The organism is Actinoallomurus acanthiterrae (genome assembly GCF_054775715.1).
On sequence record NZ_BAAHCO010000001.1, the window covers coordinates 777,273 to 791,565 of the forward strand.

Annotated in this window: 14 protein-coding genes and 1 pseudogene; 8 read left to right on the forward strand and 7 right to left on the reverse strand. The window is 70.2% G+C overall.

What is annotated here, in order from left to right; all coding sequences use genetic code 11:
• The first annotated feature begins 216 nt into the window (after positions 1–216).
• The 7 genes and pseudogenes from ACYVF7_RS03825 to ACYVF7_RS03855 all read left to right on the forward strand — a co-directional run bounded on the left by ACYVF7_RS03825 (position 217) and on the right by ACYVF7_RS03855 (position 6,360).
• Positions 217–1,170, forward strand: a complete 954-nt coding sequence (locus ACYVF7_RS03825) for an ROK family protein (RefSeq protein ID WP_460334912.1) — start codon at positions 217–219, stop codon at positions 1,168–1,170.
• 194 nt (positions 1,171–1,364) lie between these two features.
• Positions 1,365–1,556, forward strand: a pseudogene (locus ACYVF7_RS03830) (DUF2637 domain-containing protein); the annotation flags it as partial.
• A 92-nt stretch (positions 1,557–1,648) separates the two neighbouring features.
• On the forward strand, positions 1,649–1,771 hold the full coding sequence (locus ACYVF7_RS03835) for a hypothetical protein (RefSeq protein ID WP_460358619.1): 123 nt from the start codon (positions 1,649–1,651) through the stop codon (positions 1,769–1,771).
• Positions 1,772–1,816: 45 nt separating this feature from the next.
• Positions 1,817–1,939, forward strand: a complete 123-nt coding sequence (locus tag ACYVF7_RS03840; RefSeq protein WP_460334915.1) for a hypothetical protein — start codon at positions 1,817–1,819, stop codon at positions 1,937–1,939.
• A 343-nt stretch (positions 1,940–2,282) separates the two neighbouring features.
• Complete coding sequence (locus tag ACYVF7_RS03845) at positions 2,283–3,512, forward strand: NAD(P)/FAD-dependent oxidoreductase (protein WP_460334918.1); 1,230 nt, start codon at positions 2,283–2,285, stop codon at positions 3,510–3,512.
• 15 nt (positions 3,513–3,527) lie between these two features.
• Positions 3,528–4,484: a sigma-70 family RNA polymerase sigma factor gene (locus ACYVF7_RS03850; protein WP_460334921.1), complete on the forward strand. Its 957-nt coding sequence runs from the start codon at positions 3,528–3,530 to the stop codon at positions 4,482–4,484.
• 523 nt (positions 4,485–5,007) lie between these two features.
• Positions 5,008–6,360: a hypothetical protein gene (locus ACYVF7_RS03855; protein ID WP_460334924.1), complete on the forward strand. Its 1,353-nt coding sequence runs from the start codon at positions 5,008–5,010 to the stop codon at positions 6,358–6,360.
• 25 nt (positions 6,361–6,385) lie between these two features.
• On the opposite strand, the gene ACYVF7_RS03860 is transcribed toward ACYVF7_RS03855, so the two are convergent.
• The 6 genes from ACYVF7_RS03860 to ACYVF7_RS03885 all read right to left on the reverse strand — a co-directional run bounded on the left by ACYVF7_RS03860 (position 6,386) and on the right by ACYVF7_RS03885 (position 12,802).
• Positions 6,386–7,369 carry an NAD-dependent epimerase/dehydratase family protein gene (locus tag ACYVF7_RS03860; protein WP_460334927.1) on the reverse strand — a complete coding sequence of 328 codons (984 nt, stop codon included), beginning with the start codon at positions 7,367–7,369 and terminating at the stop codon, positions 6,386–6,388.
• A gap of 191 nt (positions 7,370–7,560) precedes the next feature.
• Positions 7,561–9,402, reverse strand: coding sequence for a glycoside hydrolase family 15 protein (locus tag ACYVF7_RS03865; RefSeq protein WP_460334929.1), 1,842 nt, complete (start codon positions 9,400–9,402; stop codon positions 7,561–7,563).
• Between the two features lie 12 nt (positions 9,403–9,414).
• A complete protein-coding gene (locus ACYVF7_RS03870) occupies positions 9,415–10,044 on the reverse strand; it encodes a hypothetical protein (protein WP_460334932.1) in 630 nt (209 codons plus the stop codon).
• Complete coding sequence (locus ACYVF7_RS03875) at positions 10,041–11,153, reverse strand: molybdopterin-dependent oxidoreductase (protein ID WP_460334935.1); 1,113 nt, start codon at positions 11,151–11,153, stop codon at positions 10,041–10,043. The genes ACYVF7_RS03870 and ACYVF7_RS03875 overlap by 4 nt, the downstream gene beginning before the upstream one ends.
• A 327-nt stretch (positions 11,154–11,480) precedes the next feature.
• Positions 11,481–12,155, reverse strand: coding sequence for a TIGR04282 family arsenosugar biosynthesis glycosyltransferase (locus ACYVF7_RS03880; RefSeq protein ID WP_460334938.1), 675 nt, complete (start codon positions 12,153–12,155; stop codon positions 11,481–11,483).
• The gene (locus ACYVF7_RS03885; protein WP_460334940.1) at positions 12,152–12,802 is read right to left on the reverse strand and encodes a glycosyltransferase family 2 protein; all 651 of its coding nucleotides are present in this window, start codon (positions 12,800–12,802) and stop codon (positions 12,152–12,154) included. Before ACYVF7_RS03885 ends, ACYVF7_RS03880 begins: the two co-directional genes overlap by 4 nt.
• A 28-nt stretch (positions 12,803–12,830) precedes the next feature.
• Between ACYVF7_RS03885 and ACYVF7_RS03890 the strand changes: the two genes are divergently transcribed.
• A complete protein-coding gene (locus ACYVF7_RS03890) occupies positions 12,831–12,980 on the forward strand; it encodes a hypothetical protein (protein WP_460334943.1) in 150 nt (49 codons plus the stop codon).
• A gap of 278 nt (positions 12,981–13,258) precedes the next feature.
• Here the strand turns inward: ACYVF7_RS03890 and ACYVF7_RS03895 are convergent, their stop codons facing one another.
• Positions 13,259–14,260, reverse strand: a complete 1,002-nt coding sequence (locus ACYVF7_RS03895; RefSeq protein WP_460334946.1) for a winged helix-turn-helix domain-containing protein — start codon at positions 14,258–14,260, stop codon at positions 13,259–13,261.
• Between the last annotated feature and the right edge of the window lie 33 nt (positions 14,261–14,293).

Sequence of the window (14,293 nt, forward strand, 5' to 3'; positions counted from 1 at the left end):
GGTCAGTCACGGTGAGGTGTTCGGCCTGTTCCGTGATGTCCGCGACGGCCTGACCAAAGCCGACGTTATGCGCCACAGCGGACTGTCCCGGACAGCCGTCAACCAGCGTCTCGACAGCCTCCTCGCGGCGGGGCTACTGGTCCCGGCACCGGAGGAGGCCCGCACCCGAGGCCGGCCAGCCAGTTCGTCGTCAACCGCGACCGTGGTGTGCTCCTGGTGGCCGATGTCGGCGCGACCGGGCTGCGCGCCGCTCTGTGCGACCTCGGGGGCGCGGTCCGCGCAGAGCGGGCGGCCGACGCCGATGTGACAAGCGGTCCGGAGGCCATCCTCACTCTCGTGCACCGGCTGTTCACGGAGATGCTCGAGGAGACCCGGCAGGCCGAGGAGAACGTGCTCGGCGTGGGAATCGACGTTCCCGGCCCCGTGGACTTCGCCACCGGCCGGGTGGTCAGCCCGCCCATCATGACCGGCTGGGACCGTTATGACATCCCCGGATGGTTCACCCGTCGCTACGACTGCCCGGTCCTGGTCGACAAGGATGTCAACGCGATGGCCGTCGGCGAGCAGCGCCTGCGCTATCCCGACGTGGCGCACCTGCTCATGGTCAAGATCGGCACGGGGGTCGGCACCGGCCTCATCGCCGGCGGTCAGGTCCACCGGGGAGCGGACGGCGCTGCCGGCGATGTCGGTCATATCCAGGTGACCGTCGAGGACGTCGCCGAGCCGCCGATCTGCCGATGCGGCAACGCGGGCTGTGTGGAGGCCTATGCCGGGGGCTGGGCTCTCGTCCGTGATCTCCGGGACGCCGGGCGTGAGGTGACCACCGTCAACGACGCCGTACGGCTGATCCGCAGCGGCGATCTCGTCGCCGTACGGCTGGCCCGGCGCGCGGCGCGCATCCTCGGCGGCGCGATAGCCGACACCGTAAATCTCTTCAACCCGCGCGTCATCGCCATTGGTGGCCAGCTCGCCCACACCGATGAGCAACTGTTCGCCGGCATCCGCGAGGTGGTCTACCGGCGTTCACTCCCTCTGGCGACCCGCAACCTGCAGATCGTCCGCAGCGAGCTCGACCCCAACGCGGGCATCCTCGGTCTGGCAGAGCTCCTGGTGGACGGCATCTACGCGCCACAGCGCGTCCAAGAACTGGTGGAACGCGCGGCCGGGTGAACGCCCGGTCGCCCGAGAGATGCGCGCGGGTCGTGACCCGACAGGTGGGGAAGGCATGTGGGTGGCGGCCTGGCCGCGTACGTCAGCGTCCAGGAGCAGATGAGCGAAGCCGCAATTGCCACCCTCGTCGATCACAGCGTACGTCGTATGGCCCGGCCGACTCCTGTATTCGCCGTACCACCACGGTCAGTGTCGTGTCCCTTGCGCTGATCGCTGCCGTGGTCAGCTTCGGCCACATGCGCGAACTCACCGTCCGCCACGGTGAGGCAGCGCTGAACGCGACGCTGATCCCGCTCAGCGTCGATGGGATGGTCGGCGCCTCCTCGATGTCCGTACTGCTGGCCACCCGGACCGGTGTCAGCGTCCGGTGGCTGCCGTGGACGCTCCTCATTGTCGGGAGCCTGGCGAGAGGAGACACGGAGCCTGAACCGTCGCGGGCGAGTCTTTTCAGGAGGGTCTCAGGGACGACACCACGGAGGTGGCTGATCTGCGCAAGTGCTTGCAGCGGGAGGCGTGGCAGTGGGCCCTGGCCTACCGGGCGGAGAACGGCGAGCTGCCAGGAGGCGCGGCGATCGGGAATCCCGGCGAGCTTGCCGCGTAGATCGAATCGGGGGCGGCGGGTCGGCGCCGTGGTACCGACCACGAGGTGATCCTCGACCGGCGCATCGCGATCCGGCGGGCCATGGAGATGGCCAGGCCAGGTGACGTTGTGGTGCTGGCCGGCAAGGGACCCGAGCGGACCATGCTGCTGTCCGGACCCCCGCGGTAACCCAGTCTCGCTTCCGAGGCACAGGCGTGGTCGGCGATGGCGCGTACTGGTTGGCTGACGCGGGTCCGCACCACAACCCGGCGCTCGCCGCGTTGGGTGGGAGGCAGAGGCACGGGGGATTGCGCTCTTTGTAGATACCGGTGGTGTGACGTGAGGTGCCTGGTGGTTGCCAGGCTAAGAGGCTGACGGATTCCGTTTTAGTCGCGGGAGGTCCGTCCTCTTTAGTCGCGGGAGGTCCTCGCTCCTGTCGCTCTGTGACCCAAGCCACATGCAGTTTCTGTCAGCGATCGGGGCGCTGTTCCGCTCAAGTCACCGGGAGCAAGCGAACCGACAGGAGCATCGCATGAAGCACCGCATCGTCGTCCTCGGCGCCGGTTATGCCGGGGCCTATGTGGCCGGGAACCTGGCCCGCCGGCTGTCCCCGGCGGACATCGAGATCACCGTGGTCAACGCCGTGCCGGATTTCGTCCAGCGGCTGCGGCTGCACCAGTTGGCGGTCGGCCGGGAGATCGAGGCTCCGAAGCTCGCCGACGTCTTCGCGGGCACGGGGATACGGCTGCGCGTGGCCCGTGTCACCGCCGTCGACCCCGAGGGCCAGGTCGTCGCCGTGGCCGACGCCGACGGCGGCGGCGAGCTCGGCTACGACACGCTTTTGTACGCGCTCGGCAGCCACGGTGCCGACCACGCCGTCCCCGGCGCGGCCGAGCACGCCTTCGATGTGGCCGCCAGGCCCTCGGCGCTGCGTCTGCGCGAGCGCCTGGACAGCCTGGGCAGGCGGGGTGAGGGCGGGCGTGTGGTGGTCGTCGGCGACGGGTTGACCGGCATCGAGACCGCCACCGAGATCGCCGAATCCCGGCCCGGCCTGGCGGTGGCGCTGGTCGCCCGCGGCGAGTTGGGCGCCCGGCTCTCCGCCGGAGCCCGAAGCCACCTGTGCCGGGCCTGCGACCGGCTGGGCATCACCGTCCTGGAGCACACCAGCGTCGAAGCCGTCGAAGCGACGCGGGTGCTGTGCGCCGACGGCACCGCCCTGGCGTCCGACGCAACCGTGTGGACGGCCGGGTTCGCGGTCGACCCCATCGCCGCCGCCGGCGGGCTGGAGGTCACCGGGAACGGGCAGATCGTCGTCGATCGCACCATGCGGTCGGTCTCGCACCCGAACGTCTACGCCACCGGTGACAGCGCCTACGCCATCGGCGACAACGGCCGGCCGCTGCCGATGTCCTGCGCTTCGGCCGGATACACCGGCAGGCAGGCCGTCGAGGCGATCGTGGGACGCCTGACCGGGGGCAAGGCCCCACACACCAAGCTGCTCTACTACGGCAACCACATCAGTCTCGGGCGGCGGGACGGGATCGTGCAGATGGTCGACGACGAAGGGCGAGCAAAGCCGAAGTACGTGGGCGGCCGGAAGGCCGGGCGGATCAAGGCGGGCATCGTCAAGATGTCGCTGTGGGCCACCTCGCACCCGACCTTCGGCCTGCCCAAGCGCAAGCACCGCCTGGCCGCCGCGCCGGACGCGACCGCCGAGAAGGCGGTCGCGTACGCCGAGAAGGCTCGCGTAGCCGCCTCATAGGGTGGGGTGGTCCGCGTGGACAGCACCGCCACGGATCGCTTCGACACCAGCCGGTTCGAGGCCAGCCGGAACCGGCTGGCCTCGCTGGCGTACCGGTTGCTGGGCTCCGCCGCCGATGCCGAGGACGTCGTGCAGGATGCGTTCCTGCACTGGCAGGCCGCGGACCGGCAGCGGATCAAGGTGCCGGAAGCATGGTTGACCAAGGTCGTCACCAACCTGTGCCTCGACCGGCTCCGCTCGGCACAAGCCCGCCGCGAACGCACCGCTGGCGCCTGGCTGCCCGAACCGCTCCTCGACGGCGACCCGATGCTCGGCCCGGCCGACACTTTCGAGCAGCGCGAATCGGTCTCCCTGGCCGTGCTGACGCTCATGGAGCGCCTGTCGCCCCTCGAGCGGGCCGTCTACCTCCTGCGCGAAGCGTTCTCCTACAGCCACGCCGAGATCGCCGAGATCCTCGACATCACCGATTCCGCAAGCCAGCAGCATCTCCACCGGGCCCGGCGCCGCATCGCCGCCGCGCGCCGCCACGGGGGCGGCGAAGTCGACCCGGCATCCGCCCGCAGGGTCGTCGAGGAATTCCTCGCCGCCGCCTTCTCGGGCCGCACCGAGCGGCTGGTGGCGCTACTCACCGATGACGCGACCGCGATCTCCGACGGCGCCGGCCTGACCGAGAAGCTGCTGCGGTACGACACTCCGCAGCGCATCGCCGCCGTGGCACGGGCCGGCTTCACACCCACACCCGCGAAACGGCGATTCGCCGGCGGCACGCCCGCCATCCACTATGCGCTCGTCAACGGCGCCCCCGCCATCCTCTTCGTGATCGGCGACCAGGTCATCGGCGCCGTGACGTTCGACATCACCGGCGGCAAGATCGCAACCGTGCGCGGCATCGCCGCCCCCACCCGCCTCGCCCGCCTCACCGAAGCCTGGCGGCAGCACGAACCGGACACGCCGCTCATCACCCAGTGGTGACCTGACGCCGACGGCGGCCAGGCGCAACCGCCGCGCTGCGATGAACCGCTCCCGGGCTTGGGACGCCACCGGCCGCATGTGGAGGCGTGCAGCGGCTCGCTGCCGTCACGCGCTGAGAGCGCTCCGCCGGGAAGGCAATAGCCAACGAGTTCGGCCGCAGCGAACGCCGGGGGCGGCTTGTCGAGCAGTCTGGACCAGGCGGGCGACTTGGCGAAACCGCACCGTAGGCAGGCAAGACCGATGCCGCGCTTCGCCACAGTCGTCGCACGCTCGGTCCTCGAAATCAATCTTTACAGTGACGGCGTAGCCGAATATCTTGCCTGGTCACGCCTACGGTGAAGGGATGATCCGCTTTCGGCCGGTGAGGTCAGACGCCGACTCAAGGCACGACCGGTCTCAGCCCTGTTCGGAGTCGGGCGATGGGCCACCTTCACATACCGGTCAGAAGGCAGGAGCCCGCCAACTTCCAGGACGGTCACGCCACGTGCGGAATCGCGGATCGGTACGGCGGAAACCGGCTTGGGTGGTCTGGTTGCCTCTCGTCGGCTGGGCTGCGCTGATCATCGGCGCATTCGGGATAGGCGCACTCCTGCGCCGGGCCGGGGAGATGCCGGTGGATGCGTTCCCGCCGCTGCATGCCGAGGCTCGGTTACTGCTCCGTCCCTTGCTGCCCGCGGTGGCCCTTGGACTGGTCGGGGTCGCGGTCCTGCCGGTGACGGCGCGGCGGTTGCCGTGGCGGCCGCTGCTGGCGGTCGCGTGGCTGGGTTCGGTGGGCTGGGCGGTGGTGCTCCAGCTTCCCGATGGCATTTCCCGGCCGCTGACTACCCCGACGGAGTACCTCGCCGAGTTGCCTGCGATGGATGATGACCCCCTGGACTGGCTGCGCGGTTTCACCTCGGAGATGCAGGCGCTTCCCACTCACGTGAAGGGGCATCCGCCGCTGCCCATGCTGGTTCTGTGGACGATCCAGTGGATGGGGCTGGCCGGTCCGGGGTGGGCGGCCGCCTTTGTGATCGCGGTCGGGGGTTCGGCGGCGGCTGCCATCGCGGTCACCGTGCGGGTGATCGCCGGTGAGGACGTCGCGCGCCGGGCGGTGCCGTTCCTTGTGCTCTCGCCGGTCGCGCTGTGGATCGCCACCAGTATGGACGCCTTCTTTCTCGGGGTGGCGGCGTGGGCGGTGGCATTGGTCGCTGTCGCGGCCGCCGATTCGGGTTCGTCCCCGAACGGCATGGTCGGCCGGAGCGCGCGTATCGGGTCATCCAAGCGGGTGATGGCCGCGTTCGCGGGCGGGCTGCTGCTGGGGTCCCTGCCGTACCTGAGTTATGGCCTGCTGCCGATCTTCGCACTTCCGCTCGTGGTACTCGTTCTGACGCGATCGGCCTGGCCGGTTCTCATGGCGCTCGCGGCCGGGTTCCTGGTCGTTCCGGCCGCCTTTACCATCGCCGGGTTCTCCTGGTGGGATGGGGTGCTGGGAACACATGTCGCCTGGCTCATCTCTCATGGATCCAGGCGACCGTACGGGTACTTTCTCGTCGGCAACCTCGCTGTCTTGGCCCTTCTGATCGGCCCGGCGGGCGCGAAAGCGCTGCCGACCGCGCTGCGGCGCGCCGTCGGACCCGTGCTCACCACTCCACCTGGCGGGCGAGGACGCTCTGGCCCGGACGGACTCGGGTGGCTCGCTGCGGCCGCACTCGCGGGGGTGTTCGCGCTGGACTTGTCCGGCGTCACAACCGGTGAGGTCGAGCGCATCTGGATCCCGTATGCGGCGTGGGTCGTGACCGTGACGGCCGTCCACCGGCCACCGGCCCGTACGATGCTGCTCGCCCAGACGGCGACCGCCCTGGTGATCGAGGCCGTTGCGCGTTCGCCATGGTGATGCACACGTTGTTTCGCGGGACTGCTCAGGCGCGCCCGGCGAACTCGGCCATGCCGTCTTCGAAGCGGACCGAGGCGCGGAAGCCGAGTTCGGCGGCGGCCCGGTCGGGGGCGGCGACGATGTGCCGGACGTCGCCCAGCCGGTAGTCGCCGGTCACGACCGGATCAGGGCCGCCGTAGGCCTTGGCGAGGGCGGTCGCCATCTCGCCGACGGTGTGCGGCTCGCCGCTGGCGAGGTTGTAGGCGCGTAGTTCCCCCGAATCGGGCTCGGACTCCAGCGCCAGGACGTTGGCATGGGCGACGTCGCGGACGTGGACGAAGTCGCGCCGCTGGCCGCCGTCCTCGAACACGAGCGGCCGCTCGCCGTGTTCGAGGCTGGAGCGGAAGATCGCGGCGACGCCCGCGTACGGGGTGTCGCGCGGCATCCGCGGCCCGTACACGTTGTGGTAGCGCAGCGCCACGACGCTCCCGCCGGTCGCTCGCGCCCAGGACGCCGCGAGGTGCTCCTGAGCGAGTTTGGTGTCGGCGTAGGCGTTGCGAGGGTCCATCGGCGCGTCCTCGTCGACGGTGCCCGGGGTGAGGGGCGCGGCGCAGGTGGGGCAGTGCGGTTCGAAGCGGCCGGCGGCGAGGTCGGCGGCCGCCCGAGGGCGGGGCCGGACCCGGCCGTGGTCCGGGCAGTCGTAGGCGCCTTCGCCGTACACCACCATCGAGGAGGCCAGCACGAGGCGCCCGACCTCGGCGCGGGCCATCTCGGCGAGCAGCACGGCGGTGCCCACGACGTTGGCCGAGGCGTACGCCGGGAGGTCCGAGACGTCGACGCCGAGGCCGACCTTGGCCGCCTGATGGCAGACCGCGTCGACCCCGGCGAGCGCGCGCTCGACCGTGTCGGCGTCCCGGACGTCCTCGCCCGACCGCAGGTCGAGCGCGCGGACGTCGTCGCCCCGTGCGTGGAGGGCGTCGACGATGTGAGAGCCGATGAAGCCGGACGAGCCGGTGACGAGTACGCGCATGCCTGGCACGCTAACCAGATAGGGCTTCGCAGAGTTCGGCGGCGCGGCCGGCTGTACGCATCCTGTAAGAAGTTCAGCGTTCGATGGGTGGCTGCCGGCCATCGACATGGCGGGGACGACAGGTGAGACACGGCATGTGCTGCTCTCCCCGGCAGGCGGGTGCTGCGCGCACGGCCCAGAGGCGCTCCAGCTCAGGATGGTGGCTCGGCGTCAGAGCGTGCGCCCTGGCGGTCGCGGATAGCGCACGCGGCGTTGATCAGGCCGATGTGGCTGAACGCCTGGGGGAAGTTTCCGATGGGCTCGCCGGTGGCGGAGTCCGCCTCTTCGGCGAGCAGACCGACGTCGTTGGCATGGGAGACCGCGGTCTGGAACACCTCGTCGGCTCGTACGGACTGGCCGGTCAGGGCGAGGGCGTGGGCCAGCCAGAACGTGCAGAGCAGGAAGGCTCCTTCGCCGCCGGGGAGCCCGTCCGAGGTGGTGTACCGGCGTACGAGACCGCGGACGTCGGCCAGGTGTGTCGCGATGGCGTTCACGGTGGCACGGACACGCGGGTCATCGCCTGGCAGGAATCCGACCATGGGGATGGTCAATGCGGATGCGTCCAGGCTCGGGTCGCCGAAGGACTGGGTGAAAGCGCCGACGTCTGGGTTCCAGCCTTGTGTGAGGATCGCCGTGCGGATTTTGGCGCGGACCTGTTCCCAGTTGCCGACGCGGTCGGTTGCTCCGAGGGCGGGAGCGAGGGCGATGGCGCGGTCGAGGGCAACCCAGCACATGAGTTTGGAGTGCAGGAAGTGGCGGCTCGGTCCGCGGATCTCCCAGATGCCTTGATCGGGTTCCTGCCAGCGGTGGGCGGCCGTCTCGGCGGCGCCGAGCAGGAACGTTCGCGTGATCGGGTCGTATTGGCGGTGCGCCGTGTTGGAGTGGAGCTGGTGGGCGGCGTCGAGCAGTTCACCGTAGACGTCGAGCTGTCGCTGCCGCCATGCGTCGTTCCCGACGCGTACGGGGACACTGCCGCGCCAGCCGGTCAGATGCGGCAGCGGGCGTTCGCTGAGATCGCGTTCTCCGCCGACGCCGTACATGATCTGCAGATCGGAGGCGTGGTCGAGCCTGGTGGCCGCCGCGCGGGCGAGGAAGCCGAAGAACGCCGCTTCCTCCTTCTCACACGCCGCGCTGTCCAGGGCCTGCAAGGTGAGGCTGGCGTCGCGGACCCAGGTGTAGCGGTAGTCCCAGTTGCGTACTCCACCGGCCTCCTCCGGTAGCGACGTGGTGGCCGCGGCGACGATCGCCCCGGTGGGGGCGAAGGTCAGTGCGCGAAGCACCCGCCCGCTGTGGGCCACCTGGTCCTGCCAGGGCCCCTGGTAGCGGGCGTGTTGTCGGGACCAGGATCGCCAGCCTTCGATGGTGTCCTTGATCCGGCGGTGGATGAGCCGCTGGTTCCAGCACTCCGGTTCGGCCTCCCAAGCTGCGCCAGCGTGCAGCGCGAGGCCGAAGCGTTGCCCAGCCGTAAGGGTGACCATGGAATGCGCGGTGGCATCGTCGGTCTGCAACTCGGCGGGGATCGACAGAGTGAGAACGTGCGCTCCGCCACGGGCGATCAGGCCACCGCGCACCGGCTCCATCAGGGGGCGCACGAGACCGAACTCCGGGCGTGGCGCGTAGGTGACGGCGAGGGTGACAGCGCCTTCCACGCAGGTCGCTTCGCGGAGAAGGACACCCGGAGAGGACGCGCCGATCCCGTGCCCACGCTCGCGCCTGCCGAGAGCGAGTGCGTCGACGAGCACGGCCGTGCCGCCAGGGGTGCGGAAGGTGGTCTCCAGGACGAGCGTGCCCTCGATGTACCTGCGGGTGACCTCGGCCGGACCGGTGGGACGGATGGACCAGTGTCCGGCGTCGTCATCGAGCAGGCGGGCGAAGAGCGCCGGACTGTCGAACCGAGGGAAGCACAGCCAGTCGACCGAGCCGTCCGAGGCGACCAAGGCGGCCGAACGGCAGTCCCCCAACAACGCGTAATCGCTGATCGGCCGTGTGCTCACCAGGTGGCCCCCTTACTCCCGGTGGGGTCTTTCCGGCCGCCGTTTCGGACGCGGCCCGCGCTGTGCGGCCGCCGTGGACCGCAGGCGTACGGCGTAGGTGATGGCGGAGCCGGCGAACAGCAGGCCTGTGACCAGGAGCCACCGCCCCAGATAGGGGCTGAGACCCAGCCCGACCGCCTTCCGGTAGGTCTCTCCGGACTGCCGGAGGATGAGCGGGAACCAGACGAGCAGCAGGAGCGCCGACAGCCCGGCGGGCACGCGAACGTAGTTGATCCACGGCCGCCACCGGACGTGCGGGCCCGGTCGGCGCCGCCCCCACGGGCGTCGCTGTACGGCCACGTCGGCGAGCGCGTAGAGCGGGAAGAGCACGAGGTCGTGCACGATCGCCGCGCCGACGAACCAGATCACGAAGCCCACCCAGATCCCCGCGTCGGCGACCCGGCTCGCGGCGTAACCGGCCAGGGCGAAGCAGGCGAGCAGAGCGAGCAGATGCAGGGGGTCGGCGCCATAGTGCGCGGCGATCTGCTGATGGACGACGCCGAGCGGACGCCGAAGGTCGCCCCAGCGATGCGCGGTGATCCGCTGACGGGCGGTCGTGGCGATCCGTCGGCGGAGGCCCTGGGACGGCGGCTTGGTGCTCATGATGCTGCGGGCCGGAAGGTGAGCCGGGTGACCCACTTGGTATTGTGCACGCCCGGCGCGTTCGGAACGATGATCCGGGCGGGGAACCCGTGGTCGAGGGACAGGTCGGCGCCGTTGACGCGCAGCGCGAGCAGCGAGGCCTGGTCCGCGACCTGGCGGGCGCTGAGGGTCACGTGGCCGAAGACCCCTCCGCGTTCGAGGGACTCGACGAAAACCTCGTCTCTGCCGGGCGTGGCACCGGCCAGCCGGGCCAGGTCGGCCAGGCGCACACCGGTCCATGCCTGCTGGGTGGACCATCCCTCGACGCAGGCGATCGGCAGGTCGTAGGTGTGCAGGGGCATGGCGAGCAGATCGGGACGGGACAGGCGCAGGTGCTGCGGGCCGAGCAGTTCCAGCCGCCAGTCCGGTCCGGCCTCGCGGGCCGTGATCCCCTTGGCAGCCGCGGTCTTGTTCACCTGGAAGTCGTTGGGCCCCGTCCCGTATTCGCGTCCGTGCGGGGACAGCAACGCGGTACGCCGCAGCGGCCCGTCCATCGTTTGGCCGACCGACAGCCCGAACAGGGTCAGTGACGCGCCGCCCACGAAGCCGAGCAGTCCACGCCGCGAGACGGTCGGGTCCGCCGGGTTGACCGCGACCAGACCGTCGGGGTCGGGCGGCTCGGGACGGGTCTCCGCCAGACCGGTGCGCAGCTCCCGGCGGAAGCTGCGCGAACGCAGCGCGCTGATCATCCGTGGCAGCTTCAACGCGACATGGACGACGAACGCGCCGAGGAAGATCCACGCCCCGTACAGGTGCGCCGGATAGAAGAAGGGAAAGACGTAGAACAGCTGGATGTTGAGGATGCCGGTGACGAACTCGAACACCGCGCCACCGACCAGCAGCAGCAGGCTGAGCCGCTCCAGTGCCTGAGCCGGCGAACGCGCCGGAGGCCAGTCGAACAGTTTGGGGATGACCGACCACAGTTTGGCCAGCAACACGGGAACGAGCGTGATCCCGAGGATGACGTGGATCGCCTGGCTGAGCCGGTACAACCAGACGGGCCGGGTCGGCCAATCGAACAGGTAGAAGCCGAGCACGCCCTTGTGCGGCGTCAAGTCGTTGCCCGCCAACCGCGGATCGTAAGCGGCATAAGACAACAATCCAGTGATGGCGATCAAGGTGATGCCGACCAGCAGGACGACACCGAACACCGACGTCAGCCACGGACCGCGCACCGGGCTGCGCCAGAACTCGCGGCGGAACGGCCCGGGCAGTGGATGCGCGGTCAGCCACGCGATTCCCCGTCGGCCACCACCTCGCCGGCCCGGTCGATCAGCGGAGCGGGCCTCGTTCTGTGCGCCTCGCGGCGATGGTTGATCTGCCACGGCTCCCCCCGAAAGCCACTCTTCCTCCCATTCCCCACAACGTCGGGCCCGATTCCCCGTGTGAGGGGAGGGTCATGGTCCGGACCGCCGACGTGGCGAGGCGATGGCAGGAGCGAGGTCGCGTACGCAGGAAGCGAAACGGGTCCGCGGGGCAATACGCGCGACTGCGGCAGCGTCCGCGGCGGTGTCGACGTCGCGCAGCAGCGGAAGATCCGCCACCCGCAGGCCGACAGCGTACAGGCGCTCCCGCTGTACGGCACCGGTGACCGGAGTGGACATGGGCACGCCCCGCAGCAGGCCCGGGTCAGGCTCTCGTAATCCCAAGGCCCAAAAGCCACCGTCAGCCGCCGGACCGAACCACGCGTCCACCCCATCCCAGTCGACGGTGAGCAGAGCGGGCGTGACCTGCGGAGTGTCCATACCGATCAACAGCGCCGGCCCCGACACCTCCGCGAACGCCGCCGCCAGCCTCTCGTCCAGCCCTCCCGTCACCTGGGGGACGATCTCGAATCCGTCCGGGACCCACGCCCCGGGTCGGCCGTCCAGGACCAGGACCCGGCGGCAGGCGGGCGCGGCGAGCACCGCACGCAACGTGTCCGCCAACGCGGCCTCGGCGAGCGCGGCCGCCTGCTCGAACGAGTACGGAGGCACGAGCCGTGTCTTGACCCGCCCCGGCACCGGCCGCTTCGCGATGACCAGCAGAGTCGTCGCCGTACCGTCAGGTGAGAAAGCGCGACCGCCCTTCACCGGGTGAGCACCGCGCTCATGTCCTGGACCGCCTGGCGGAAGCCGCGGAACGTCCCGGTGACCTTCGAGCGGCCGATCCGCGGCAGGTAGTCGACCTCGACCTCACGCACCCGCCAGCCGGCATCCGCCGCACGCACCACCATCTCCAGCGCATAACCGCAACGCCGATCGACCAACTCCAACGCCAGGAGGTCCACACGCCGGGCAGCCCGCATCGGCCCGAGATCACGTACCCGGATGCCCGTGCGGCGCCGGATACGCCGTGCCAACTCCCGGTTGGCCAGCCGGCCCGGCAACGGCCAGACTCCATGCGCGACCGGCCGACGGCGCCCCAGCACCAGATCGGCCGAGCCGTCCAGGACCGGTCCGGTGACCCGCGAAAGCTGACGCGGATCCAGACTCGCATCGCAGTCACAGAAGCAGACCACCTCGGTGACAGCCGCCGAAACCCCCGCGTGACACGCCGCGCCGAACCCACGCAGCGGTTCCTCGACGACCACGGCGCCCAGCGACCGGGCCACCTCTCCCGACCCATCAACGGAGCCGTTGTCGACCACGATCGGGCGAAACCCCTCAGGGAACCGACCGAGCACCCACGGCAGGGCCGCGGCCTCATCCAGGCACGGCAGGATCACGTCAACGACCATCCTGGTCACGCTCAGTGATATTCCCCTGGTGTTCAGGGACCACACGATCCCGGTGTCGACGACGTACTTCGCCGACAACGTCGTGTGCGAGGCGCCGGCGGGGTGGATCGTGGGCGTCACGCAGGCCGTACGCGTCCGCCGGGCCCCGCCAGGACCGGCGCCTGCCGGTGAGCGATGAGTCCGAAGGCGGTGCCGACCCGCCCCGGGGACGGGGCCGCTTGTCGTGCCTGAAACCGGTGCGGGGCCGGCCGCTCGCTGGGAGAAGTCAGGTGATGGTGGAGTAGGAACAGCCTGCGGGCTCGTTCAGCGACGAGCTGCTGGTTTCTCATTCCCCGCCGAGAGAAATGGCGTCACGGCGGTCTCATTCACCGCCGGCGTCGCTAAAGGCCCACAGTGTGGTGATCAGGCTGGCTCGCTGATTGGTCGGCATGGACGAGACGATCGCAGGCTTCTGGATCAATCTTCCGTGCCCGCTGTGCCGTCTGCGCGACGTGCGGCCAGCAGGTCACCTGTCGGGGTGCGCCGGTAGACCACGCGTCGGCCGACTCGCGTGCCGGCGATCAGTTCTGCATCGCGCAGTACGGCCAGGTGACCACCGATGGTGCCGAGCGACTGGCCGAGCTGAGCGGCGAGTTCGCTGCTGGTCGCCGGGTGTTCGAGTTCTTGGAGGATCGCGGCGCGGCCCGTACCGATCAGTCGCCCCAGCGCGTCTTCGGGCCTCGTGCGCCGGGTCGCCGGGGCGGTTCCGCGGGCGGGGTAGACCAGGGCGTAGCGTGCGGGTGGTGCCGCGCACAGCCAGCTGCCGGTGGAGACGCTGATGGGCACGAAGAGCATCCCCTCCTCGCCGACGATGAGGTCCGGGCCCTGGTGGCTGGTGAAGCGGATCGCGTCGGTGCCGACCCAAGCGCTGCGGCGGGTCATCTGCTGCAGGGCGCGGGGCCAGCCGTAGGCGGCCAGCAGCCCCGCCCGGTACATCACGTCTCTCTCCAGGACCGCCCGGCGGCGGGGCCAGTCCGGGGACACATGGGCCCGCCATACCGACTGAAGCAGGTCGGCGACCCTGGCGGACCATCCGTGTCCGGACAGCCAGCTCAGGTCGTGCTGTTTCCAGCTGTGGGCGACGGACTTCTCCAGTCCGGCGCGGACCTCTTCGTCGGAGGCGCGGGCGAGCGTGGCCAGTTCGCCGGCGAGTCCGGTGCGCATGCCGTCCGTCGGCGGGATCGCGATGAACTCGGGGATCCATTTGGTCGAGCCGAGGAGGCCGACCAGGCCCTTGGCGAAAGAATCGGCATCGAGGGCGGCGCTCAGGGCATCGTGGTGCCGGGCGTGCCAGGCGGTCAGCCAAGGGTCGGAGCACGGCTTGCTCAACACGAGCATCGAGCCCATCGTCTCGGCCAGCGGAGACAGGGCGAACCGGGATCGGGACAGGGCCACCGGGCTTAGTCGTAGCAACGTCACCTTTCGCCTCCTGCCGAAACAATACAGATCGCC